At 71.9% G+C, this 21,464-nt stretch carries 19 protein-coding genes and 1 pseudogene; 7 read left to right on the forward strand and 13 right to left on the reverse strand.

Features of this window, described 5'->3' with window-relative positions; all coding sequences use genetic code 11:
• Nucleotides 1–3: 3 nt before the first annotated feature.
• The 3 genes from ACYVIP_RS25425 to ACYVIP_RS25435 form a co-directional block, all read right to left on the reverse strand.
• Nucleotides 4–453 carry a carboxymuconolactone decarboxylase family protein gene (locus tag ACYVIP_RS25425; RefSeq protein WP_460400607.1) on the reverse strand — a complete coding sequence of 150 codons (450 nt, stop codon included), beginning with the start codon at nucleotides 451–453 and terminating at the stop codon, nucleotides 4–6.
• Nucleotides 454–522: 69 nt separating this feature from the next.
• Nucleotides 523–1,695 (reverse strand): alginate lyase family protein, encoded by a 1,173-nt coding sequence (locus tag ACYVIP_RS25430; RefSeq protein WP_460400609.1) that lies wholly within the window; start codon nucleotides 1,693–1,695, stop codon nucleotides 523–525.
• A gap of 119 nt (nucleotides 1,696–1,814) precedes the next feature.
• The gene (locus ACYVIP_RS25435) at nucleotides 1,815–2,714 is read right to left on the reverse strand and encodes a proteasome assembly chaperone family protein (protein ID WP_460400611.1); all 900 of its coding nucleotides are present in this window, start codon (nucleotides 2,712–2,714) and stop codon (nucleotides 1,815–1,817) included.
• 162 nt (nucleotides 2,715–2,876) lie between these two features.
• Between ACYVIP_RS25435 and ACYVIP_RS25440 the strand changes: the two genes are divergently transcribed.
• A complete protein-coding gene (locus tag ACYVIP_RS25440) occupies nucleotides 2,877–3,575 on the forward strand; it encodes a hypothetical protein (protein WP_460400613.1) in 699 nt (232 codons plus the stop codon).
• Complete coding sequence (locus ACYVIP_RS25445) at nucleotides 3,572–4,780, forward strand: MFS transporter (RefSeq protein WP_460400615.1); 1,209 nt, start codon at nucleotides 3,572–3,574, stop codon at nucleotides 4,778–4,780. Before ACYVIP_RS25440 ends, ACYVIP_RS25445 begins: the two co-directional genes overlap by 4 nt.
• Before the next feature lie 235 nt (nucleotides 4,781–5,015).
• Here the strand turns inward: ACYVIP_RS25445 and ACYVIP_RS25450 are convergent, their stop codons facing one another.
• From ACYVIP_RS25450 to ACYVIP_RS25460, 3 genes are read right to left on the reverse strand one after another with little or no spacing between them, the layout of a single operon-like run.
• Nucleotides 5,016–5,792: a sensor histidine kinase gene (locus ACYVIP_RS25450; protein WP_460400617.1), complete on the reverse strand. Its 777-nt coding sequence runs from the start codon at nucleotides 5,790–5,792 to the stop codon at nucleotides 5,016–5,018.
• Entirely contained in the window at nucleotides 5,789–6,478 is a 690-nt protein-coding gene (locus ACYVIP_RS25455; protein WP_460400619.1) for a response regulator transcription factor, read from the reverse strand. Before ACYVIP_RS25455 ends, ACYVIP_RS25450 begins: the two co-directional genes overlap by 4 nt.
• 5 nt (nucleotides 6,479–6,483) lie before the next feature.
• On the reverse strand, nucleotides 6,484–8,631 hold the full coding sequence (locus ACYVIP_RS25460) for an MMPL family transporter (RefSeq protein WP_460400621.1): 2,148 nt from the start codon (nucleotides 8,629–8,631) through the stop codon (nucleotides 6,484–6,486).
• Between the two features lie 128 nt (nucleotides 8,632–8,759).
• Between ACYVIP_RS25460 and ACYVIP_RS25465 the strand changes: the two genes are divergently transcribed.
• A complete protein-coding gene (locus ACYVIP_RS25465; protein ID WP_460400623.1) occupies nucleotides 8,760–9,551 on the forward strand; it encodes a hypothetical protein in 792 nt (263 codons plus the stop codon).
• A gap of 1 nt (nucleotide 9,552) precedes the next feature.
• Here ACYVIP_RS25465 and ACYVIP_RS25470 read toward each other — a convergent pair whose 3' ends face one another.
• Genes ACYVIP_RS25470 through ACYVIP_RS25485 form a run of 4 tightly spaced genes read right to left on the reverse strand, consistent with a single transcriptional unit; the run spans nucleotide 9,553 to nucleotide 14,640 of the window.
• A complete protein-coding gene (locus ACYVIP_RS25470) occupies nucleotides 9,553–11,061 on the reverse strand; it encodes a class I adenylate-forming enzyme family protein (RefSeq protein ID WP_460400625.1) in 1,509 nt (502 codons plus the stop codon).
• The gene (locus tag ACYVIP_RS25475) at nucleotides 11,058–12,056 is read right to left on the reverse strand and encodes an acyl-CoA dehydrogenase family protein (RefSeq protein ID WP_460400627.1); all 999 of its coding nucleotides are present in this window, start codon (nucleotides 12,054–12,056) and stop codon (nucleotides 11,058–11,060) included. The genes ACYVIP_RS25470 and ACYVIP_RS25475 overlap by 4 nt, the downstream gene beginning before the upstream one ends.
• Nucleotides 12,053–13,294 carry an acyl-CoA dehydrogenase family protein gene (locus ACYVIP_RS25480; RefSeq protein ID WP_460400629.1) on the reverse strand — a complete coding sequence of 414 codons (1,242 nt, stop codon included), beginning with the start codon at nucleotides 13,292–13,294 and terminating at the stop codon, nucleotides 12,053–12,055. Before ACYVIP_RS25480 ends, ACYVIP_RS25475 begins: the two co-directional genes overlap by 4 nt.
• Nucleotides 13,295–13,296: 2 nt before the next feature.
• Nucleotides 13,297–14,640 carry a cytochrome P450 gene (locus ACYVIP_RS25485; protein WP_460400631.1) on the reverse strand — a complete coding sequence of 448 codons (1,344 nt, stop codon included), beginning with the start codon at nucleotides 14,638–14,640 and terminating at the stop codon, nucleotides 13,297–13,299.
• Nucleotides 14,641–14,742: 102 nt separating this feature from the next.
• Here ACYVIP_RS25485 and ACYVIP_RS25490 point away from each other — a divergent pair, with 102 nt between their 5' ends.
• From ACYVIP_RS25490 to ACYVIP_RS25500, 3 genes are all read left to right on the forward strand, one after another.
• Nucleotides 14,743–15,369 carry a TetR/AcrR family transcriptional regulator gene (locus ACYVIP_RS25490; RefSeq protein ID WP_460400633.1) on the forward strand — a complete coding sequence of 209 codons (627 nt, stop codon included), beginning with the start codon at nucleotides 14,743–14,745 and terminating at the stop codon, nucleotides 15,367–15,369.
• Between the two features lie 67 nt (nucleotides 15,370–15,436).
• Nucleotides 15,437–16,234 (forward strand): IclR family transcriptional regulator, encoded by a 798-nt coding sequence (locus tag ACYVIP_RS25495; protein ID WP_460400635.1) that lies wholly within the window; start codon nucleotides 15,437–15,439, stop codon nucleotides 16,232–16,234.
• A 26-nt stretch (nucleotides 16,235–16,260) separates the two neighbouring features.
• Complete coding sequence (locus ACYVIP_RS25500) at nucleotides 16,261–17,835, forward strand: GDSL-type esterase/lipase family protein (protein WP_460400637.1); 1,575 nt, start codon at nucleotides 16,261–16,263, stop codon at nucleotides 17,833–17,835.
• Between the two features lie 110 nt (nucleotides 17,836–17,945).
• On the opposite strand, the gene ACYVIP_RS25505 is transcribed toward ACYVIP_RS25500, so the two are convergent.
• Nucleotides 17,946–19,088: an MFS transporter gene (locus ACYVIP_RS25505; protein WP_460400639.1), complete on the reverse strand. Its 1,143-nt coding sequence runs from the start codon at nucleotides 19,086–19,088 to the stop codon at nucleotides 17,946–17,948.
• 53 nt (nucleotides 19,089–19,141) lie between these two features.
• On the opposite strand from ACYVIP_RS25505, the gene ACYVIP_RS25510 reads away from it, so the two are divergent.
• Nucleotides 19,142–19,894, forward strand: coding sequence for an AraC family transcriptional regulator (locus ACYVIP_RS25510; RefSeq protein WP_460400701.1), 753 nt, complete (start codon nucleotides 19,142–19,144; stop codon nucleotides 19,892–19,894).
• 291 nt (nucleotides 19,895–20,185) lie between these two features.
• On the opposite strand, the pseudogene ACYVIP_RS25515 reads toward ACYVIP_RS25510, so the two are convergent.
• A pseudogene (locus tag ACYVIP_RS25515) lies at nucleotides 20,186–21,085 on the reverse strand (DUF222 domain-containing protein); the annotation flags it as partial.
• Nucleotides 21,086–21,195: 110 nt separating this feature from the next.
• Nucleotides 21,196–21,417, reverse strand: coding sequence for a hypothetical protein (locus tag ACYVIP_RS25520; RefSeq protein WP_460400641.1), 222 nt, complete (start codon nucleotides 21,415–21,417; stop codon nucleotides 21,196–21,198).
• Nucleotides 21,418–21,464: the final 47 nt, after the last annotated feature.

Here is a 21,464-nt window from a genome sequence, read left to right on the forward strand (position 1 = left end):
TGGTCAGACCGGCGCGGGCGCGGAGACCAGCGCGATGTTCATCCAGAAGCCGGCCGTGGCGAGCACCAGCATCAGGGTGGCCATCGCCTTGTCGTCGTAGTGCTTGGCGATCTCGGCGTACAGGTCGTCCGGCACCCGTTCGGCACCGCGCGCGGCGGGCTGGAAGACGGCGTCGGTCAACGTCAGCGCGGCCCGCTCGGCGTCGGTGAAGCACGGCGCGTCCCACCAGGTCGCCACGGCGGCGATCCTGGTCTCGGACTCGCCGGTCTGGCGCAGGTCGACCGAGTGCCGCAGCACCTGGTAGGTGCTGCCGACGAGCTGGCCGGCCCGCAGGTAGACCAGGCTGGTCGTGGTCGCCGGCACCGAGCCGTTGCCGACGGCCCGGACCATCGTGCCGGCCAGCTCGCCGATCTCGGGCAGGTAGGTGCTGGCGTCGGCCATCCGTGGTGCCACGGGGTCCTCCATTGGTTCATCGGGATGTTGTCACCCCTATGAACCGTCCCGCGGCCGTGATGTGACCGGTTAGTTCGGATTCCGCGCGTGGGTGAGCGTCTGCCACGCGACGAACAGGTTGTTCGTCCCCTGTGGACGGTGGCTCTCGGTGTAGATCCGGCTGTTGGGCATGGTGACGCCCAGCCGGGTGTTGAGGTGGTTGTAGCCGACCTCGGTCACCGGGCCGAGACCGCGGTGCACCGTCCCGCCACACAGCCACGACGGCGGCGACTCCAGCTCGTACCGGGACTGGAAGCCGATCGCGGTGCGCAGCCGGTCCTGGATCTCCGGGTACAGGCTCTGGCCCTGGATCCTGGTCGTCTCGGCGAAGTTCGCGATCGACGCGATGCCGTAGCCGGTGTGGGTGAAGTCCCGGCAGGTCTCCTGGGTGAGGCCCTCGGCGAAGGTGCTCTGGTTCTGCCAGTACCGGATGATCTCGTCGCGGGTGTCGATGCCGCTGTCGGGCGGCGCGTGCGGCAACGCGCCGTCACTCGCGAGGTACACGAACGCCGGCACCCGCGTGCGGTACTTGGCCACCGCGCGGTCGTACACCGCGCGGTCCTCGAGGAACACCGCGATGCCGAGGCTCGCCTCCATCATCACCAGCTCCCAGTTGCCGTTGCTGGTGGCCCGGCCGTCGATGATCTCCGGCAGGTAGACCTCGCGCAGCATGGTGGCGAACCGGCCCGAGTTGGGCCAGTCGCCATAGGCGTACTTGACCAGTTCGGCCGCCTGCGCCCAGGACACCCCGGCCCACGCGGTCTGTAGGGGCGCGTTGCTGTTGGTGTGGTCGGTGATCGTGCTCGACCAGGCGTCCATGAGCTGGATGGCCTTGGTGGCGTAGCGGGTGTCCTCGGTGAGGTACCACAGCAGCGCGAGGGTGTACGCGGCGATCGCGTCCTCGCGTTCGTCGGTGCAGCCGTGGTTGGGGTTGGAGTACGAGCCGCACTCGACGACCGCGCGGGGCTTGGGGGTGCGCGACAACGACGCGTACTTCGAGGCGGCCACCTGGTCGTAGGCGGCGGCCCATGGTTGGGCGTTCGCGTCGACCCGGTCGCGGACGAAGTCCAGCATCGGGCGGCTGACGAGGACGCCGGGGTGGGTGAAGGTCGGCGGGGCGGCGGTCGCGGGCACGGACTGGGCGCCGAGCACCAGCAACAGTGCGAGCACACCGACGACCAGCCGCTTGCAGGGTGCGGACATGCGTTCCATGGTGTGTGGTCTAGACCACACTGTCAACAGTCACCCGCCCACCGCAGTGAAGGGTCCCTTCGCTGCGCCCACCGCAGTGAAGGAGCCCTTCGCTGCGTTTGGGGGGCGGGTTAGTTGTCCGGTTGTTGGTCGGCCAGGAAGCGTTCGAACTCGGCGGCCAGCTCGTCCGCGCTCGGCACCGGCTCGCCCTCGCCGACCAGCAGGTTGCCCGACGCCTCGCTGAACGTGTCGTACTGGCGCTCCAGCGCCGCGACCATGTCCGCGACCTCCGTCGACTCGGCCACCTGGCGCGCGATCTCCGCGTCGGTGCGCTTGGCCGACTCGTGCAGGGCGCTGCCCTCGATCGCCAGGTCCGTCGACCTCGTCAGCGCGTCCAGCAGCCCGACCGCCGCGGCCGGGTAGGTGCCCTGCGCGAGGTAGTGCGGCACGTAGGCGGCGAAGCCCATGGCGTCCTGGCCCGCCTCGCCAAGACGCATCTCCAGCAGCGCCGACAGGTGACCAGGCACCTGCACGCGGCTGAACGGGGACTTCTCGGTGATCAGCTCTGGCCGGGTGGCGTGCGAGATCACCAGAAGCTTGCGGGTGTGCGGTACCCCCATCGGGATGCCGTGGAACCCGACGGTCAGCCGCACGCCCCACCGCTCGACCAGCGCGCGCACCGCCGCCGCGACCGCTTCCCACCGCCGGTCCGGCTCCGGGCCGGTCATCAGCAGGAACGGGGTGCCGATCGTGTCGTGCAGCAGGTGGACGACCAGCTCGGGGGCGGCGTAGTGCTCCCAGCGGTCGGTGTCGTAGGTCATGGCGGGCCGGCGGGCCCGGTAGTCGATCAGCTCGTCGATGTCGAACCGCGCGACCACGCGGTGCTCGTGCTTGTCCAGCAGGTGGTCGACGAGCGTCGATCCGGCCGAACCGGCGTCCATGAAGCCGTCGAAGTGGTGCAGGAACACCGCTCCGGTCAGGTCCGGGACGTCGGAGTCGACCTCGACCAGCTCCTCCGGGTCCAACGCCACCTCAGGCCTCCCAGGTTGTCAGGTAGTTCTCGACTAGAACGCCGGGCAACCGGCGAGGATTCCCGATTCGCGGGTACTGAATCTCGGAGACAACGGTAGAGCACCGCGCGCCGGCGAACGTTGGGGATCTGGCTGATCGGGTGGCATGGCAGAGTTGGGCGCATGGATCGGCGCGTCCACGACGCCGCCCGCGACAACGCGCGCTGGTGCGACATCGTCTGCCGGACACACGGTGTGACCGGGGAGTTCCGGGCCTCGTCCTGGACCTGCGCCCGGCGCACCCCGGCCAACTACCCGGACGCGGTCACGCTGTCCGAGGCGGCCACCCCGGCCGATGTCCTGCCGTGGATCGACACCGCGGCCGGCTGTTCGGTCAAGGACAGCTTCCACCGCCTCGACCTGGCACCGGCGGGGTTCGAGGTGCTGTTGGAGGCGGAGTGGATCCATCGGCGGGCGCGCGCCCTGCCGACCGGCGCCGAGGGCGTGCGGTGGTCGGTGATCCGCGACGACGTCGCGCTGGCCGCGTGGCAGGACGCCTGGGGCGCCGACGACGAGCCGGGGCCGTTTCGCCGACAGCTGCTCGACGAGCCCTCGGTGCTCGTCGTGGCCGGGTACCGGGACGGGCGGGTGGTCGCCGGGGCCGTGCTGAGCAGCGGGTCGACGGTCGTCGGGGTGTCCAACGTGTTCGCCGCCGACGGTGACCTGGACGCGGCGTGGCCGGGCGTGCTGGGGTTGGCCGCGCGGCATCACCCTGGGCTGCCGGTCGTCGGGTACGAGCACGGGGACGCGTTGGCGGCGGCGGTGCGCACCGGCTTCGAGCCGATCGGCGGCCTGCGGGTGTGGGTTCGGCCGCACCGGTGAGGTGGCCCGATCCAGGTCATGCGGGGCGTCGGCCGCCGGCCCGGCTGCTCGCCCACTCGGTCCTCACCCCGGTCGTCACCTTCGTCCTGCGGCCGGCGGTCACCTACCGGGCCATCGAGCTGGGCGTGCCCGGCGAGTGGCTCGGCGCGCTGGCCGCCTCGTTCGCGGTGGTCCCGCTGCTGGTCGCGGTGCCCGCCGGGCAGGCGACCGACCGGTTCGGCGAGCGGCGGGTGCTGGTCGCCGGGGCGGTGCTGCTGACCGCGTCGGCCGCGGTGTTGCTGCTCGCCGGCTCGTCCCCGGCCGGTCTGGTCGCCGGGGTCGCCGTGCTGGGCACCGGTCATCTGCTCTGTGTGGTCGGCCAGCAGGCCGCGGTCGCCAACGCGGCGCCGGCCGGGACGTTCGACGCCGCGTTCGGCTACTACACCTTCGCCGCCTCGCTCGGCCAGGCCATCGGCCCCGGGCTGATCATCGTCGCCGGTGGCCGGCAGGCGGTGCCCGACACCACCGCCCTTTTCCTCGTCTCGGGCGGCATCGGGGTGTTGCTCACGCTCAGCGCCCTGACCATCCGGCCGCCGGCCCGGCCGGCGGCGTCACGGGCGCCGGTCGCCGGCGGGATGCGGACGTTACTCCGGCTGCCCGGGTTGCCGCGCGCGCTGGTGGTCAGCTGTGTGGTGCTCGCCGCGGTCGACATCACGCTGGTCTACCTGCCCGCGCTCGGCGCCGACCGTGGGCTCGCGGCGGGCTTCGTCGGCCTGTTGCTGACCCTGCGGGCGGTCGCGTCGATGACCTCGCGGCTCTTTCTCGGCCGGCTGGTCACCCTGCTCGGCCGCCGCCGGCTGATGATCGGCACGGCGATCCTGTCGGCGTTGTCGATGGCCGCCATCGGGTTGCCGCTCCCGCCGGTCGTGCTGGCCTGTCTGGTGGTCCTGCTCGGGCTCGGGCTCGGTGTCGGACAGCCGGTCACCATGGCCTGGCTGGCCTCCTCGGCGCCCGCCGGTCTGCGCGGTCGCGCGATGTCGTTGCGGCTGACCGGAAACCGCCTCGGCCAGGTGGTGATTCCCAGCGGGGTCGGCGCGATCGCCGCCGGGGCCGGGACGGCCGGGGTGCTGTGGGCGACCGCCGCCGCGCTCGCCGTCGTCGCGGCCCTCTCCCGCCGGCTCGCCCCCGAGCCCTCGGGCACAGCCGATCACGGCAGCCGGCGTTGACCGAGCTCGTGCAGCAGGCTGGTCGCCTTCTCGTAGTCCGGCGCCCAGTTGAGCGCCGCCCGCAGGGCGCGCCTGGCCTCGTCCCGGTTGCCCGCGCGGCGGCCGGGACCTGGCCGACGAGGGTGCCGAGACCGTCGCGGTGATCGAGACCAACCGCAGCCTGTCGGCCGAGGAGCTTCGCCTGGCCAAGGAGCGCGCACAGGGAGTCAAGGTCACCGGGTAGCGCGACAGTCGGTCAGGCCGGGAAGGTGACCCGGACGGTGGTGCCGCCGGTCGTTGAGGTGACGCCGGCCGTGCCGCCGTGCGCGGTCACGATCGCCTCGACGATGGCCAGCCCGAGGCCCGACGAGCCACCGCTGTCGCGGCCGCGGCTGGGGTCGGCGCGGTAGAACCGCTCGAACACGTACGGCAGGTGCTCCGGCGCGATCCCGGCGCCCTCGTCCAGGACCTCGACCACCACCTCCCCGGCGGGGACGCTGACGGTCACCGTGACGGGGGTGCCCGGGCCGGTGTGCTGCACCGCGTTGCCGACGAGGTTGCGCAGCACCTGCTGGATGCGCGGGCCGTCGCCGTCGACGACCGCCGTCGGCACGCCGCGCAGCGCGATGGCCCGGTCGGCGCTGACCACCCTGGCGTCGTCCACCACCTCGGCGGCCAGGGCCACCACGTCCACGGGCGCGCGGTCAAGCGGCCGGGCTCCGTCGAGGCGGGCCAGCAGCGCCAACTCGTCGACCAGCAGGCGCATCCGGCCGACCTCGGTCTGCATCCGTTCCATCGCGTGGTCGAGCTGGTCGGGGTCCCGCAGCCCACCCTGGACGTACAGGTCGATCCAGCCGTGCATGGTCGCCAGCGGCGTGCGCAGCTCATGGCTGGCGTCGGCGACGAAGCTGCGCAGCCGGTCCTGTGCCCGCCGCTGGGCGTCGAACGCCTTCCTCACCTCGGTGGCGATCGCGGTCTCCGGGCCGGCGAGCAGCGTGATCATGGCCAGCCGCCACCGGGAGGACCGGGTCACGACCGCACCGGCCGCAGGCTGTACCCGAACCCCCGCACGGTGTGGATCATCGACGGTCCCCCGAAGTCGATCTTGCGGCGGAGGTTGGAGACGAACCGCTCGACCACGCCCGCGTCGCCGCCGAAGTCGTACTGCCAGACGTGGTCGAGGATCTGGGCCTTGGACACCACCCGCCCGGTGTTGGCCAGCAGGTAGCGCAACAGCCGGAACTCGGTCGGCGACAGCTCGACCGCCCGCCCGCCCCTGGTCACCAGGTGCCGATCCTCGTCCAGCTCCAGGTCGCCGCAGCGCAGCACGCCCGCGGGCGCCGACGGCGGCACCTGGCGGGCCCGCCGCAGCAGCGCCTCCAGCCGGGCGGCGACCTCCACCACGTTGAACGGTTTGGTCAGGTAGTCGTCGCCGCCCATGCGCAGCCCGCGCACCCGGTCGTCGAGCTCGTCGCGGGCGGTCAGGAACATCACCGGCACCTGCACTCCCTTGGCGCGCAACAGCTGTACCAGGTCGAAGCCGTCCGTGCCCGGCAGCAGCACGTCGAGCACGATCGCGTCGGGCGGGCGTTCGGCGATCGCGGTGAGCGCGGCCGGCACGTCGCCGACCGCCTCGACCGCGAAGCCGGCGAACCGCAGCGCGGACAACAGCAGCTCCCGCAGTCCGGGGTCGTCGTCCACGACCAGAATGCTGTCCACGCCCGCTATCTCACCATCACCTCGGCCACCCGCCTGCCCTCGACGTCCACGTTCGGCAGCACCCGGTCCAGCCAGCGCGGCAGCCACCAGGCGCCGTGCCTGGTCAGCGCGAGCACCGCCGGCACGAGCGTCATCCGGACCAGGAACGCGTCCAGCAGCACGCCGACCGCGAGCGCGAAGGCGATGGGCCGCAACGTGGCGTCGCCGTCGGGGACGAAGCTCGCGAAGACCGCGACCATGATCAGCGCCGCCGCCGCGACCGCGCGGGCCGAGGCCTGGAACCCGTGGCTGACCGCGCGGTGCGGGTCGCGGCTGGTGGTGTACTCCTCGTGCATGCGGCTGACCAGGAAGACCTCGTAGTCCATCGCCAGGCCGAACAGCACCGCGATGAGGATGACCGGCAGGAAGCTGATCACCGGCCCGGTGCTTTCCACCCCGACCAGCCCGGCGAGCCAGCCCCACTGGAACACCGCGACCACCACGCCCAGCGTCGCGCCGACCGACAGCAGGAACCCCAGGGTCGCCTTCACCGGCACCACCAGCGACCGGAAGGCCACCAGCAACAACAGGAACGCGAGCCCGACCACGATCAGCGCGAACGGCACCAGCGCGGCGCCAACCAGCTCGGAGATGTCGATGCCGATGGCGGTCACGCCGGTGACCCCGACCGACGCCCCGCCCTCGGCCTCGAGGTCGGCCACCACCTGCTGGGTGCGCTCGTCCCTCGGCCCGGTCTCGGGGATCACCGTCATCAGCGCGTATCGGCCGTCGGCGGACAGCTCCGGCACCCCGGTGGCGGCCACGCCGGCCACCGCGCCGAGCCGGTCGGCCAGCGCCGTGGCGGCGGCCTGGCGGTCGGGTTCGCCGGCCAGGTCGGCCAGGACCAGCAGTGGGCCGTTGAAGCCGGGGCCGAACGCCTCGGCGGTCAGGTCGTGGGCCTGGCGCTGGGTGCTGGCCGCCGGGGCGGAGCCGTTGTCGGTGAGCGCGAGCCGCAGGCCGGCCGCCGGGATCGCCAGCACGGCCAGTGCCGCGACCACGGCGAGGGTGGTGACCAGCGGCCGGCGGGTGACCAGCCGGACCCAGCGCGCGCCCATGGTCGGCCGGTCGCCCACCTCGCGCCGCACGGCCCGGGAGCCGGGCCTGGGGCGCAGCCGGTGGCCGGCGAGGCCGAGTACCGCCGGGATCAGGGTGACCGCCACCAGCACCGCGACGACCACCGCGGCGGCCGCGGCCAGGCCCATCGCGGTCAGGAACGGGATGCCCACGACGGCCAGCCCGGCCAGCGCGATGACCACGGTGAGACCGGCGAACACCACGGCCGCGCCCGCCGTGCCGATCGCGCTGGCGACCGACTCGGCGACGGGCATGCCGGCGGCCAGCTGCGAGCGGTGCCGCGCGACGATGAACAACGCGTAGTCGATGCCGACCGCCAGCCCGAGCATGAGCGCCATCGCGGGCGCGGTCGTCGGCAGGGTCAGCAGGCCGGCGACCGTGGCCAGGCCGGCGACCGTGGCGCCGACCCCGAGCAGCGCGGTGAGCAGCGGCAGCCCGGCGGCCACCAGCGAGCCGAACGTGATGACCAGAACGACCAGCGCGATCAGCAACCCCACGGCCTCGGCCCCGCCGCCGCTGTCGTCGGTGCTGTCGGCGGTGCGGTCGCGGTAGACCTCGCCGCCCAGCTCCACCCGCAGCCCGGCGTCGCGGGCCGGTTGGAACGTCGCGGCCAACGCGTCGAGGGAGGCGTCGGCCACGGTGGCGCGCTCCTCGCGATAGTTCACGTAGGCCAGGGCGGCGCTGCCGTCCGGCGAGATCGTGCGCGCGGTGAACGGGTCCAGCACGCCGGCCACCTGCGGCACGGTCGCCGCGGCGGCGACGGTGCGCGCGATGACGGCTTCGTGGTCGGCGATCGGCCGGCCCGATGGTGCGCGGAACACCACCTGCGCCGAGGTGCCCGCCGCGGCGGGGAACTGGGCGTCGACGGTGTCCAGGACCTGTTGGGCGCGCGAGCCGGGGATCGTGAAGTCGTCCTCGTAGGAGCCGCTCGCGGCACCGGCGAGCGCGCCGAGCCCGACGAGGACGGCCAGCCAGACCACCAGGACGATCCGGCGGCGCCGGTAGGCCAGGGCGCCGAGCCGGTAGAGCAGTGCGGCCATGACGGTGTGCTCCCAGGGTTATGGGTCAAGGAGCCTCAGCACACCGCCCGCGCCTGACGACTCGGCGCCCGTGCGGCTGACGGTTGGCTGACGGTCCGCCGCGCACTCCCCGGTGTAGCCTCTCCGGGATGGGTGATCGGGCCGGGAACCGGTACGGATACTGGTTTCCGTTGGTGTTGCTGGGTTTCGGGCTGCTCACACTGCTCGTCCTGGACAGCCTGGACACCCATGAGAACGTCGGCTACCCCGTGACGCCACCGAGAACGGGCCAGGGCGCCGTCGAGGGCACTGGCGAGAACACTGTCGAGGGCACCATGCAGGCAACGGCCTACTTCAACGCCCCGCTGCCCTCGGGCTGGGAGCGATCCCCGCTGCGGGACTGGCCGTGGGCGGTGCTGATCACGGTGACGCTGGTCGGCACGGTGGCCTGGTACGCCCGGCAGGCCCGCCGGGATGGCGGCTCGGTGCGTGCGCACGTGCTGCTGGCGTTGGGCGGCGCCATCGCGGTGCCGGCCTGCTATGTCATCACCGCCATCAGCGACACGACCGACGACCCGGGCGGGCTGACCACCGCGGTCGGGTTGCCGTTACTCGGACTCGGCGCGCTGACTGGAATGTGGGCCTACCACCGGCGAAGCCGGACCGCGGCGACGGTCAGCGCGGCCGCGCTGATCGCCGGCGTCGGCACGATCCTGGGCACGTGGTCGCCGGGACTGCTCGAACCCGTGCTCATCGCGGCCGGCCTGCTCGTCCTGGCCCGCTACGAGCGCAGTCGCCTGCTCGTGGCCGTGGCCGGCGCGGTGCTGGTCGCGCTGGTGGTCTCCCCCGACGGCGCCATGAGCATGCTGCTGCCCGCGGCCATCGTGCTCGCCGCCGCCGTCCTGGCCCTGATGCGGCGCACACCCCGCCTCAGCGGATGAATCAGCGGGTGAACAGCTCGCGCACGGCCCTCCGGTTGATCTTGCCGACGCTGGTCAGCGGCACCGCGTCCACCACGAGCACCTCGCGCGGATACTTGTACCTGGCCAACCGCTGCTTGGCGAACTCGACCAGTTCCACACCGGTCACCTGCTGGCCGGCGGCCAGCGCTACGGCCGCGACCACCTCCTCGCCGCGCTCCGGATCCGGCCGCCCGACACACGCGGCCACCCGCACCGCCGGATGCTCGTGCAACACGTCCTCGACATCGACCGGATACACGTTGAAGCCACCGCGAATGATCAGGTCCTTCAACCGGTCCACGACATACAGGAAGCCGTCCTCGTCCAGCCGGCCGAGGTCGCCGGTGTGCAGCCACCCGTCGCGCACGGTCCGCGCGGTCAGCTCGGGGGCGTGCCAGTAGCCGAGCATCACGCCGGGGCCACGCACACAGATCTCGCCCTCCACACCGGCCGGCACCGCGTTCCCGTCGGGGTCGAGGACGGCCACCTCGGCGTGCGGCAACGGTTTGCCGACGCTGCCCGGCCGGTGGTCGGCCAGCGACTCCGCGGTCACCGCCGCGCTGGCCTCGGTGAGGCCGTAGCCCTGCAGCACGGTCACCCCGAACACCTGCTCCACCTTCGTGCGCACCGCCGCCGGCAGGGTCGCGCCGCCGGAGCCGAACGTCCGCAGCGAGGACAGGTCGTGGTCGGCCAGCGGCTGGGCGAGCAGCGCCTGCAGCATGGCGGGCACGACCGGGCTGCTCTCCAGCTTGTGCTCGGCGACCAGGGTCAACCAGCTGACCGGGTCGAACCAGCGCTGCAGCACCGACACCGGTCGCCGCTCGGCGTGCAGGCCGCCGATGGTGACGATCAGCCCGTAGGCGTGCGAGAGCGGCAACGGCAGCAGCGTCCTGGTGGTGTCGGTGTTCCTGGCGATCAGGCTGAGGCCCCGGCCGGACTCCCACAGCCCACGATGGCTGAGCATGACGCCCTTGGCCCGCCCGGTGGTGCCGCCGGTGTAGAGCAGGGCGGCGAGGTCGTCATCGGCGCGGGGCTCGATCCCGGCCGGCTCGCCGCGCTCCAGGTCGGCGAACGGGATGCCGTCCTCGCCACCGACCACGAAGGTGGTGATGTCCAGGCCGTCGGCCGCGCCCTGGAACAGGGCCACCAGCTCCGCGCTGACGATCGCGGCCGTGGCGCCGGAGTCGGTCAGGATGTGCCGCAGCTCGGGCGCGGTCTGCAGGAAGATCACCGGGGTGACCACCGCGCCCGCCCGCCAGATCGCCCGGTAGGAGATGAACACCTCGGGGGTGTTCATCATCAGCACCACCACCCGGTCGCCCGGCGCGACACCGTGGGCGCGCAGTCCGCCGGCGACCACCGCCGCCCGTTCGTGGATCTCCCGCGAGGTCAGCCACCGGCCTTCGAACAACAGCGACTCGTAGTCGCCGAGCCGCTCGAAGGCTTGCTCGGCCAGCACGGCGAGATTGTGCTCGCCCTGGCCGGTCATCGCGCCCGCGCCAACGCGAGCCGTGCGACCTCGTCGTAGGCCGCGATGTCGTCGCCGAGCAGGAAACGGTCCACTTTGGCCCGGCGCCAGTACAGGTGCGCGTCGTGCTCCCAGGTGAACCCGATGCCGCCGTGCACCTGGACCACCGACTCCGCCGCCCGCTCCAGCGCGCCGGCCGCGGCCGCCTTGGCCGCCGCCGAGGCCAGCGGCAGCTCGTCCGGCGCGTGGTCGGCGGCCCAGGCCGCCCACCAGACCAGCGAGCGCAGCTGCTCCACCTCGACGTAGACGTCCACGAGCAGGTGCTTGACCGCTTGGTAGGACCCGATCGCGCGGCCGAAGGCGTACCGCTGCCTGGCATACGCCACCCCGATGTCCAGGATGCGGGCGGCCGCGCCGAGGCCCTCGGCGGCCAGGATCGTCCGGCCGACCTGCTCGCCGCGCCGCCACCGCGCGGTCGCGTCGGCCACCAGCTCGGTGGTCTCGCCGAGGGTGACGTCACCGAGGCCGCGGGTCGGGTCGATCGGCTCGCGGGCGGTGACCGTGCCCTGGCCGCACACCAGGGCGCCGTCGCGCAGGGCCAGGAACGTGTCGGCGCCGACCGCGTCCAGCACCGGTCCGGTGCGGTCTCCGGTGTGGTCTCCGGTGTCGTCCACGACGGCGACGGCCAGCTCACCGCCGGCGAAGTCGGCCAGCCGGGCGTCGTCGGCCAGCAGCACGGCCGCCCGCGCGAAGCTCACCAGCGACGGGCCGGCGAGCACCCGCCCGGCCTGCTCGGCCACCACGGCCAGGTCCAGCACGCTGCCGCCGCCCCCACCGGCGTGCTCGGGGACCGTGATGGTCGCGAAGCCGCTCTTGACCAGCTCCGCGCGCCCCGGCGCCACCGCGGCCCGCCCGTCCAGCATCGCCCTGGCCGCGGCCGGCAACCCGCTGGCGGACAGGAAGTCCCGCGCCGCGTCGGCCAGGTCGAGGTGCTCCTGATCGAGATCGAAGTTCACGACCGTGTCCTCTCAGCTGTCCTCTCGGCTGTCCTCTCGGCGGCGAGGCTCTCCTCGAACGTGACGCCCTTGTCTGCGCGCGGCTCGGCGGGCAGTCCGAGCACGCGCTCGCCGATGATGTTGCGCAGCACCTGGTCGGTGCCGCCGGCGATCGCCATCCCGGGCAGCCCCGCCTGCAGCTCCTGCCAGAACCCGCCGCCCTCGCGGGAGGTCGCGACGGCCGCGTCGTCGCCGAGCACGCGCACCGCCAGGTCGGCCAGCGCCCGCGCCGACCGGGTGCCGGACAGCTTCCCGGCCGAGGCCTCCGGACCCGGCAGCTCGCCCCGGCTCAGCTTGGAGAGCTGGCGGTAGCCGGTGTAGCGGGCACCGAGCACGGCCACATAGGCCCGGCCGAGCTCCTGGCGGGCAAGCACCTGCCGGTCGGGTGACAGCGCGTCGAGGTGGTCGGCGACGTGCCGGGCCACCGTCTCGAACCGGGGGCCGATCTCGGAGCCGCCGCCACCGAGGGAGAGCCGCTCGCTCATCAACGTGGTCAGCGCCACCCGCCAGCCGTCGCCGACCGCGCCGAGCCGTTCGGCGTCGGGGATGACCACGTCGTCGAAGAAGACCTCGTTGAAGTCCGTGCCACCGCTCATCTGCCGCAACGGCCGGACGGTCACCCCGGCGGCCTTCATGTCCACCACGAACATGGTCAGCCCTCGGTGCTTGGGCACGTCCGGGTCGGTCCGGGTGAGCAGAATGCCGTAGTCGGCCAGCTGGGCGTGGGTCGTCCACACCTTCTGCCCGGTGACCCGCCAGGTGTCGCCCTCGCGCACCGCCCTGGTGCGCAGCCCGGCCAGGTCGCTGCCCGCGGCCGGCTCGCTGAACAGCTGGCACCAGATGTCGTCGGCCCGCAGCAACCGCTTGAGGTAGCGCTGTTTCTGGTCGTCGCCGCCGTGCACGATCACGGTCGGACCGCACATGCCGATGCCGATGAGGTTGATCAGCGCGGGCAGCCCCAGCCGAGCCATCTCCTGGTCGACGATCGCCTGCTGCATCGGCGTGCCGCCCCGGCCGCCCGCCTCCACCGGCCAGGTGACACCGACGAACCCGGCATCGTACACAATGGACTGTCGGATCCTTGCTCTCGCCGGGTCAACAGCTTTCTCAGTGGCGCCAAGGTCTTCGCGGTGCCGCTCGAGGAACGAGCGCACCTCCGCGCGCCAGGCGGCCTCTTCCGGAGTGTCGTCGAAGTTCATGCTCAGTTCCTGACCAGGGTGATCGGCAGACCGTCCTTGGGGAAGGGCAGCGAATGGTTGTCCATCGGCGGCCGGTAGGCCGGGTCGACGCGCCAGTGGTAGTCACGCAGCAGCCGATGCATGATCGCCTTGACCTCCAGGCCGGCGAAGTACAGCCCGATGCACTTGTGCACGCCGCCGCCGAAGGGCACCCAGGCGAACCGGTGCGACTTGTCCTCGCGCCGCGCCTGCCCGAACCGGTCGGGGTCGAAGGCCAGCGGGTCGGTCCAGTAGTCGGGCATCAGGTGGGTGAACTGGATGCCCAGCGCGACAGCGGTCTCCGCCGGGATGCGGACGCCCTGCACGACGGTGTCCTTGACCGTCTGCCGGACCACGACCGGGACCGGCGCGCGCAGCCGCAACGCCTCGCGCTGCACCAGATCCAGCGACACCAGGCTCTCCAGCTCGGCCATCGACGGGGTCGGGCCGATGGCCAGCGACTCGGCCCGGCAGCGGTCCTGCCAGTCCGGGTGCTGGCCGAGGTACTGCAGCATCGTGGTGGTGGTGCTGGTCGAGGTGTCGTGCGCGGCCATCATCAGGAAGACCATGTGGTTGACCACGTCGTCGTCGGTGAACCGGTCGCCCTCGTCGGTCTCGATGTGGCAGAGCACCGAGAAGATGTCCTCGGTCTGGTGCGCGCGTTTGGCCGGCAGGTAGTGGCGCAGGAAATCCTCGAGCAGCCGGCGGCCGCGGTAGGCCCGGCCCCACCGGGTGAACGGCACGTTCGCGCGGACGATCCCCGCGGCCGCCTGGACGCAGGCGATGAACGCCTTGTTCACCCGGTCCATGTCGGCCTGGCCGGTGTCGCGCGCGCCGCCCATGAACAGGTCGGCGGCGATGTCCAGGGTCAGCTGCTTGAGCCGCCAGTACGCCGGGAACTCCTCCCCCGCCGCCCAGCGCGCCATGCCCTGCTCGATGGCCGGGTGCAGCGCGCGGGTGTAGGCCGCGAGCCGGGGGCGGGTGAAGGCCTCCTGCATGATCCGCCGGTGTCCCCGGTGCTCGTCGAAGTCGATGAGCATGAGGCCGCGGTTGAAGAACGGCCCGACGAGCTGGGACCAGGCCGGCTCGTTGGCGAACGCCTTGTCCTTGTTCTGCAGTGCCTCGCCGACGGCGTCTGGCCCGAGCAGCATCGCCGCTCTCGTGCCGATCGAGGCGAAGGGGGCGACCGGGCCGTAGCGCTCCCAGTGGCGCTGGTAGAGGCCGACCGGATCCTTGGCGTACTCGAGGAGTTTGCCGACATAGGGCAGGCCGCGGTCGTCGCGACGCAGGGTCGGCAGCGGGCGCGGTTCGAGGGTTTCGGCCGTCATGAACTCACCTCGCGCTGGTGTGGCGGCGGTCACGCCCAGCCTGAATCAGGAAGGACGTCCTGTCAACCTTGGTGCTCGAGTCCGGTGTGGCATGGTTGGCCCATGGCCGGGCAGTCAGGGGTCTACCGGGGCGTGAGCGCCGCCGAACGGGCCGCCGCGCGCCGGGCCAAACTGCTGGCGGCCGGGCTCGCGGTGTGGGCCGACCAGGACACCCGGACCACGATGACCGCGGTCTGCACCGAGGCCGGCCTGTCCGAGCGCTACTTCTACGAGAGCTTCTCCGGCCTGGACGAACTGCTCGAGGCGGTGCTCGACGACATCGCCGCCGAGATCGAACAGACCAGCAGGCGGGCCGCCGACCGGGCGGGCGACGATCCACGAGCGCGGGTGCGCGCGTCGATCACCGCGTTCGTCCAGCTGCTGCTCGACGATCCGCGCAAGGGCCGGGTGGCCATCGTGGAGTCGGTCGCCGTGCCCAAGCTGCGGCGGCGCCGGACCGAACTGCTGCGCCACCTCGCCCACCAGGCGGCGGTCGAGGCACGCGAATGGCTCGACACCGGCGACCGGACCGAGACCGACGACGAGACCGCCGGCCTGCTGTTCATCGGCGGTATGGCCGAGCTGGTGACCGCCTGGCTGGACGGTGCCCTGCGGGCCAGCGCCGAGGAGATCGTGGACGCGGCGTCGCACGCGCTCCTCGGCCTTTATCAGCCGCGTCCCCAGTTTTGATTGACCTCTTGCAAGATCAGCCTTACTCTCTGCCCAGATTGCAACCGCACTTGCAGAATGGGCAACGATGCCGGCAGATAGTGGGAACAACCAGTCCGTCGAGCGGGCGGCCCAGCTGCTGCGCGCCCTGGCCGACGCGGGGCACACCAGGGTCCGCGCGTCGGACCTGGCCACCGCGGCCGGGCTCGGGCTGTCCACCGCGACCCGGCTGCTCGCCACTCTGGAGGCGCTCGACTTCGTCGAACGCGACCCCAGCACCGCGCTCTACCGGCTCGGCCCGCTCGCGCTGCGGGTCGGTGGCGCCGCGGCCAACCAGTCGCCGGTCCACCGGGAGGCGCGGCAGGTCGCGCAGGATCTCGCCGCCCGGCTCGGGCTCGGGGTCAACGTCGCCCGCCGCCACGACGACCAGCTGGTCTACCTGATCAACGCCGAGGGTCGGCTCGCGCCCCGGTCGTTCACCCTGCTCGGCCAGTCGAACCCGTTGCACGCCACCGGGTTGGGCAAATGCCTGCTGCTCGGCCTTTCGGCCGAACAGCGGCGGGCGCTGCTCGGCGACGGCGAGCTGACCGCGTTCACCGCCAGGACCGTCACCAGCTCGCGGGCGTTGGACGCGGAGCTGGCGCAGGCACTGGCCCGGGGCTACGCCACCGAAATCGAGGAGCTGGCGCTCGGTCGCGCGTGTATCGCCGCCCCGATCCGCGACCGCGAGGGCGCGGTGGTCGCCGCCGTGTCGGTCTCCGGTTCCCTGTCCGCGCTCGACCTCGGCACCCGCCGCGACGAGCTGGCCCAGATCGTCATCGAGACGGCCGACACCATCAGCACCGCCCTCGGCTACACCGCCACCCCCATCCCCCTCACCCACTGACCCGAATCGGTGGGAAAGGAAGCCCGATGCGCGCACGACCGCTTGTCCTGACCATGGCGCTGCTCGTCCTCGCCCCGACCGTGCCCGCCATCATGCCCGCCGCCGCCGAGGCACCGGCGCGACCGAGCACGGTGGTGGTGACCAACGAGCAGACACCGGTGTCCTACACCGAGACCGGAACCTGGAAAGCCAGCGCGCTCACGGGTTTCGACGGCAGCGGCACCCGGTACAGCGACACCGCCGGAGCCACCGCGACCTGGCACGCATCCGTCCCCCGTGGACGGTACGAGGTCGCGGTCTGGTACCCGACCAACCCGGCGAGCACCGAGGCGGCGCACTACACGGTCGACGGCGACGAGGTCGTCATCGACCAGCGCACCGGCGGCGGTGGCTGGCGGGTGCTCGGCGACTGGGCGCTTGCCGGCGACGCGTCGGTCACCCTGACCTCCGCCGGCACCGGCAACCACCGCGCCGACGCGGTCCGGTTCACCAGCAGGGCCACCGAAAGGGATCGCACCGGGACCTGGATGGCCGCACCGTCCAGGTTGGACGCCACGGTCGCCGGCCAGACCGTCCGGATGATCGCGCACACCAGTGTCGGCGGCCGGGACGCACGCGTTCGACTGTCCAATGTGCACGGAACGGCGCCGGTCACCTTCCGCAGCGCCTATCTCGGACTCCAGCGGGACGGCGCCGAGATCCGGCCGGGCACCAACCGGCGACTGACGTTCGGCGGACGGCCGGCGGTCACCATCCCGGTCGGCGGCACGGCGGAGAGCGACCCGGTGCGCGGCCATCTGCCGGCCGCCACGAACGTCGTGGTCAGCGTGTACACCAGCCAGACCCACGAGCAGCTCAACGGACACCTGCGGGCCACCCAGGAGTCCTTTGTGTCCACTCCGGGCGACCACGCCCGCGAGCACGGCGGTCGTGCCTACGACACCACGATCACCAGTTGGTACTGGCTCGACCGGATCAGCGTGGTGGTCCCGGACGGTCCCGGGTCGGTCGTCATGGTCGGCGACTCGATGACCGACGGCGGAGGGACCTCGGTCAATGCCAACCGGCGCTGGCCGGATCACCTGTCGCGGCGGCTCCAGGAGTTGCCGGCCGACCAGCGGCTCGGGGTGCTCAACGCCGGCATGTCCGGCAACCGCATCCTGCTCGACGACTACGGCCCCAGGACGCTGAGCAGGCTCGACGGGGACGCGCTTGCCCAGCCGGGAGTACGCACGGTGTTCCTGTTGCAGGGCATCACCGACATCTCCCGCAGCGTCACCGAGGCCGCGCCACTCATCGCCGCCTACCGGGAGATCATCGACCGGGCGCACGCGCGCGGCGTGCGGATCGTCGGCGCGACGCTCATCCCCTGTGGCGGGGCGTCCGCGTGTGCCGGCGGCAAGGAGCAGATCCGCCAGCAGGTCAACGAGTTCATCCGCACCAGCGGCGAGTTCGACGCGGTCGTCGACTTCGACGCCGCGCTGCGGGACCCGGCCGACCCCGGCCGAATGCTAACGGCTTACGACAGCGGCGACCACCTGCACCAGAGCGACGCCGGCCGGGAACGAATGGCTCAGGTGGTGGACCTCTCCCTGCTGTAGCAGGCGGTCAGGTCGGCACAGACTCATGCGGTAAATCATTTCATCGAGCCGCGGCCCGTCAGTGAATTTAGACGAGGATCAACAAAGGGCACAGCTGTCCAGGAATTCTGTTAGTCAGCGCCGGGCTCGCGCAGCGTGCGGATGAGCAGCCAGCCGACCGCCGGCAGCACGATCAGCGGCACCAGCGCGACCTGCAAGGAGAAGGCGTCGGCCAACGCCCCGATCCCGGGACTGGCCAGGCCGCCGACACTCACCGACAGCCCCAACGTGACCCCGCTGGCGGTGCCGACATGCCGGGGCAGATAGTCCTGGCCCAGCGTGATGTGCAACGAGAACGGCACATAGAGCCCCGCCGAGGCGAGCGCGACGAAGACGAACAGCGACGGCCCGGGAACCAGGACGACCCCGGCGACCGCGACCACGGTCATGGCGTAGGACCACCGCGTCACCGGGAGCCTGCCGAACCGGGTGGCGAGGCTGCCCCCGGCGACAGTGCCGACCGCGCCGCCGAGGTACAGCACGAACAACGCGGCCGTGCCGGTCGCCTCGCCGCCGCCGACCCGCTGGGTCGCGTACAGGGCGATGAAGGCACCCAGCCCGACGAAGACGATCGACCGGCAGACCACGGCCCCGGACAGCACGAGGAACGACCGGCGGTCGTCGCGGCCGAGGTTCGCCGGCGCCGGCGGGGCCGCCGCGGCGGCGGCCGTCAGCGAGCGCAGCGCCACCGCGCACAACGCCGCCCCCACCAGCGCCGGGACCACCAACAACGGCGAGGCACCCAGCCCACCGGTGGCCACGACCGCGCCGACGAGCAGTGGTGCGGTGGCGAAGCCGAGATTGCCACCAAGGGAGAACCAGCTCATCGCCCGGTGGCTGCGCCCGGCGGCGACCCTGGCCACCCGGGCGGCCTCCGGGTGAAACGCGGCGACGCCGATCCCGGACACCGCGACCACGGTCAGCGTGAGCGCGTAGCTGTCGCTCACCCCGGCGAGCGCGACCCCGACACCACCGACGACGCTGCTCACCGGAAGCAGCCAGGGCATCGCCCACCGGTCGGTGAGCGCGCCGAACAGGGGCTGCACGACCGAGGACAGCAGCGACGCGGCCAGCACGATGCCCGCGGCGGCGGCGTAGCTGTACGCGCGCTCGATGACGAAGAACGGCACCAGCGCGGCCACCGCGCCCTGATAGACATCAACGCAGGCGTGGCCGACCGACAGCAGCGTGATCGGGGAGGCGCGAACGGACATCGCCTGATCGTGCCCGCTCGACAGCTGGCGTGCTTCCAGTATCCTGACAACTAATGTCAGAAATCCGCCACCTGTCCCGAGCGCCCACCAGCACCCGGTCGCTGGCCCCCGGTGAGCGGATCACCGCCCATCGCCATGACGACCACCAGATCGTCTACGCCGGATCGGGCGTGCTGACCGTGACCACGGACGACGGGACATGGGTCGCCCCGGGCAACCGCGCGATCTGGGTGCCGGCCGGATGCGTGCACGCTCACCACGCTCATGGCGCGCTGGAACTCCACCTGCTCGGCCTGCCCGCCACGACCAACCCGCTGGGGCTGACCGCGCCCACGGTGCTCAACGTCAGCCCGCTGCTGCGCGAGCTGATCCTCGCGTGCACGCAGGACTTGGACGATGACGGTGTCGAGCGCCGCCGACTGCGCGCGGTGTTGCTCGATCAGTTGCGGGCGTCTCGTCAGCTGCCCAGTCAACTCCCCGCACCGGCCGACCCGCGCGTGCGCGCGGTGTGTGAGCTGCTGCGGGACGATGTCGCCGACGGCCGCACACTCGGCGAGCTCGGCCGCCAGGTCGGCGCGGGCGAACGCACCCTGAGCAGGCTGTTCCGCGCTGACCTCGGCATGACCTTTCCCCAGTGGCGCACCCAGTTGCGCCTGCACCACGCACTGTTGCTGCTGGCCGACGACCATTCGGTCACCACGGTCGCCCATCGCTGCGGCTGGTCCTCGGCCAGCGCCTTCATCGACGGCTTCCGCCGGACCTTCGGCGAGACGCCAGGGGCCTACCGCCAGCGAAGCGATCACTGACGTCTCGCGGTGTCCCGCGCCGGTGTTGGGTGGTGGGTCCGGGTCGGCGATGGGTTCTGGACGGTGGGCATACCGGTACCCCGCCGGAGAAACCCACACCAGGGTGCGGTCCTGGTCGAGGACCTCCCAGCCGCCGTGCGTCTTGGCCCGATGATGTCGCCTGCACGCGGGGTGGAGGTTGTCCCGATTGGTTGGCCCGTCAGGAAATGGCTGCCGATGATCGAGGTCGCACTCATACGCCGGCCGGATGCAACCGGGGGCCGTGCAAGTGGGTAGCTCCGCCCGTACCTGGTCGCGGAGCGCGGTTGGTGGGGTGTAACGGCGTCGGCCGACATCGACGGCTTGTCCGGTCTTCTGGTCGGTGAGAATACGCCGCCAGGTCGCGTCCTTCTGACCGGCGAGCACCAACGCCCGCTGCGCGGGAAGATCCCCATAACCAGCCAACTGAGCGGGCGCGGTGCCGACACCGAGCGCGGTCGCGACCGACAGCGTGAGCTGCACGGTGACCCTCGCGTGCTTGAAACCTCTGCCCGCCAACAAATCCAACGCGACATCCGCACGCAACTGATCAAGAGTGCGGTCGCCGGCGGCGCCGGTCTCCTGGAGACGGTGAGCGATGGCATTCACCCGCAGATCAGCAAGGTGAACACGATCAGCCGGACCGTGCACGGTGAACGCGGCACACCCGTCCTCGGTCGGATAGGCGTCAACCCGCCGCTCGGCCACCCGCTGCTCATGCCGACGCTGGATGGTGGCGGCGTCGATCCGATGGATCACCCTGCCCAGTAACCGATTCAACGGTGCCGGCGCGAGATTCTCCGCCTGAGCGACCACTTCCGCCTCGACGATGGATGCGTCCTGATCGGACAGGTGCGCGACCGCGTCGGCGATCCTGCTTGCCCGGTAGCTGTCGATTCGACCCTGCTTCACCGCCTCCAGGGTCAACGGGAGCCGGGTGGCCAGGGTGATCGCCAGGTCGAGTCGGCGTTGCGCGGCCCGAAACGACATCCCTAACAACGCGGCCACCTCCAACGCCGCGAACTCCTCGTCCGCGTTCGCGGCATAGACAGCCAACTGCTCCAGCGCGTGCCCCTCTGCCTGCCAGGCGACCTGCTGCATCCCATGCGCCATCGCCAGGGGCACCGCTTGCGCGGAGTCCCCTGGCGGGACCGCAACGAAGGAAGTGAACATGCGTTCGACTCTACCCTCGATCGCGAGATTCTTCCTTGCCACAAAAGGGAATCACCTGATCGAGAACATTGTGACGGGAAGTAGCGAAGGCCGCCCGACGCCTGGCGCTCTCACCCGCGGACATGCATGGCGAGCTGACGTCCTGCGTCGTGGAACGCCTGCGCGAGGCGGTGACAGGTGTCGGGGTCACTGAGGACGACTCGTAGAGTGGTCTCGTTGCGTCGGTCCTCTCCGATGGTGACCTCGACGACGTTGTCCGGGTCATGAAGTTCTGTCCGGATAGGACAGGAGGGGTCGACAGTCGTGTACTGGTCGGTGTTCAGGTAGGTCACGATGGCTCTCCTTGATCCGCGGGGGTTGGCTGCCGACGTTGCGGCGC

This window comes from Actinophytocola sediminis, from assembly GCF_054779715.1.

Excerpts from the sequence above, each read along its gene's own strand:
- ACYVIP_RS25430 (WP_460400609.1), bottom strand. The coding sequence starts at position 1,695 with ATGTCCGCACCCTGCAAGCGGCTGGTCGTCGGTGTGCTCGCACTGTTG.
- ACYVIP_RS25440 (WP_460400613.1), top strand. The coding sequence starts at position 2,877 with ATGGATCGGCGCGTCCACGACGCCGCCCGCGACAACGCGCGCTGGTGC.
- ACYVIP_RS25460 (WP_460400621.1), bottom strand. The coding sequence starts at position 8,631 with ATGGCCGCACTGCTCTACCGGCTCGGCGCCCTGGCCTACCGGCGCCGC.
- ACYVIP_RS25465 (WP_460400623.1), top strand. The coding sequence starts at position 8,760 with ATGGGTGATCGGGCCGGGAACCGGTACGGATACTGGTTTCCGTTGGTG.
- ACYVIP_RS25470 (WP_460400625.1), bottom strand. The coding sequence starts at position 11,061 with ATGACCGGCCAGGGCGAGCACAATCTCGCCGTGCTGGCCGAGCAAGCC.
- ACYVIP_RS25480 (WP_460400629.1), bottom strand. The coding sequence starts at position 13,294 with ATGAACTTCGACGACACTCCGGAAGAGGCCGCCTGGCGCGCGGAGGTG.
- ACYVIP_RS25485 (WP_460400631.1), bottom strand. The coding sequence starts at position 14,640 with ATGACGGCCGAAACCCTCGAACCGCGCCCGCTGCCGACCCTGCGTCGC.
- ACYVIP_RS25490 (WP_460400633.1), top strand. The coding sequence starts at position 14,743 with ATGGCCGGGCAGTCAGGGGTCTACCGGGGCGTGAGCGCCGCCGAACGG.
- ACYVIP_RS25495 (WP_460400635.1), top strand. The coding sequence starts at position 15,437 with ATGCCGGCAGATAGTGGGAACAACCAGTCCGTCGAGCGGGCGGCCCAG.
- ACYVIP_RS25500 (WP_460400637.1), top strand. The coding sequence starts at position 16,261 with ATGCGCGCACGACCGCTTGTCCTGACCATGGCGCTGCTCGTCCTCGCC.
- ACYVIP_RS25505 (WP_460400639.1), bottom strand. The coding sequence starts at position 19,088 with ATGTCCGTTCGCGCCTCCCCGATCACGCTGCTGTCGGTCGGCCACGCC.
- ACYVIP_RS25510 (WP_460400701.1), top strand. The coding sequence starts at position 19,142 with ATGTCAGAAATCCGCCACCTGTCCCGAGCGCCCACCAGCACCCGGTCG.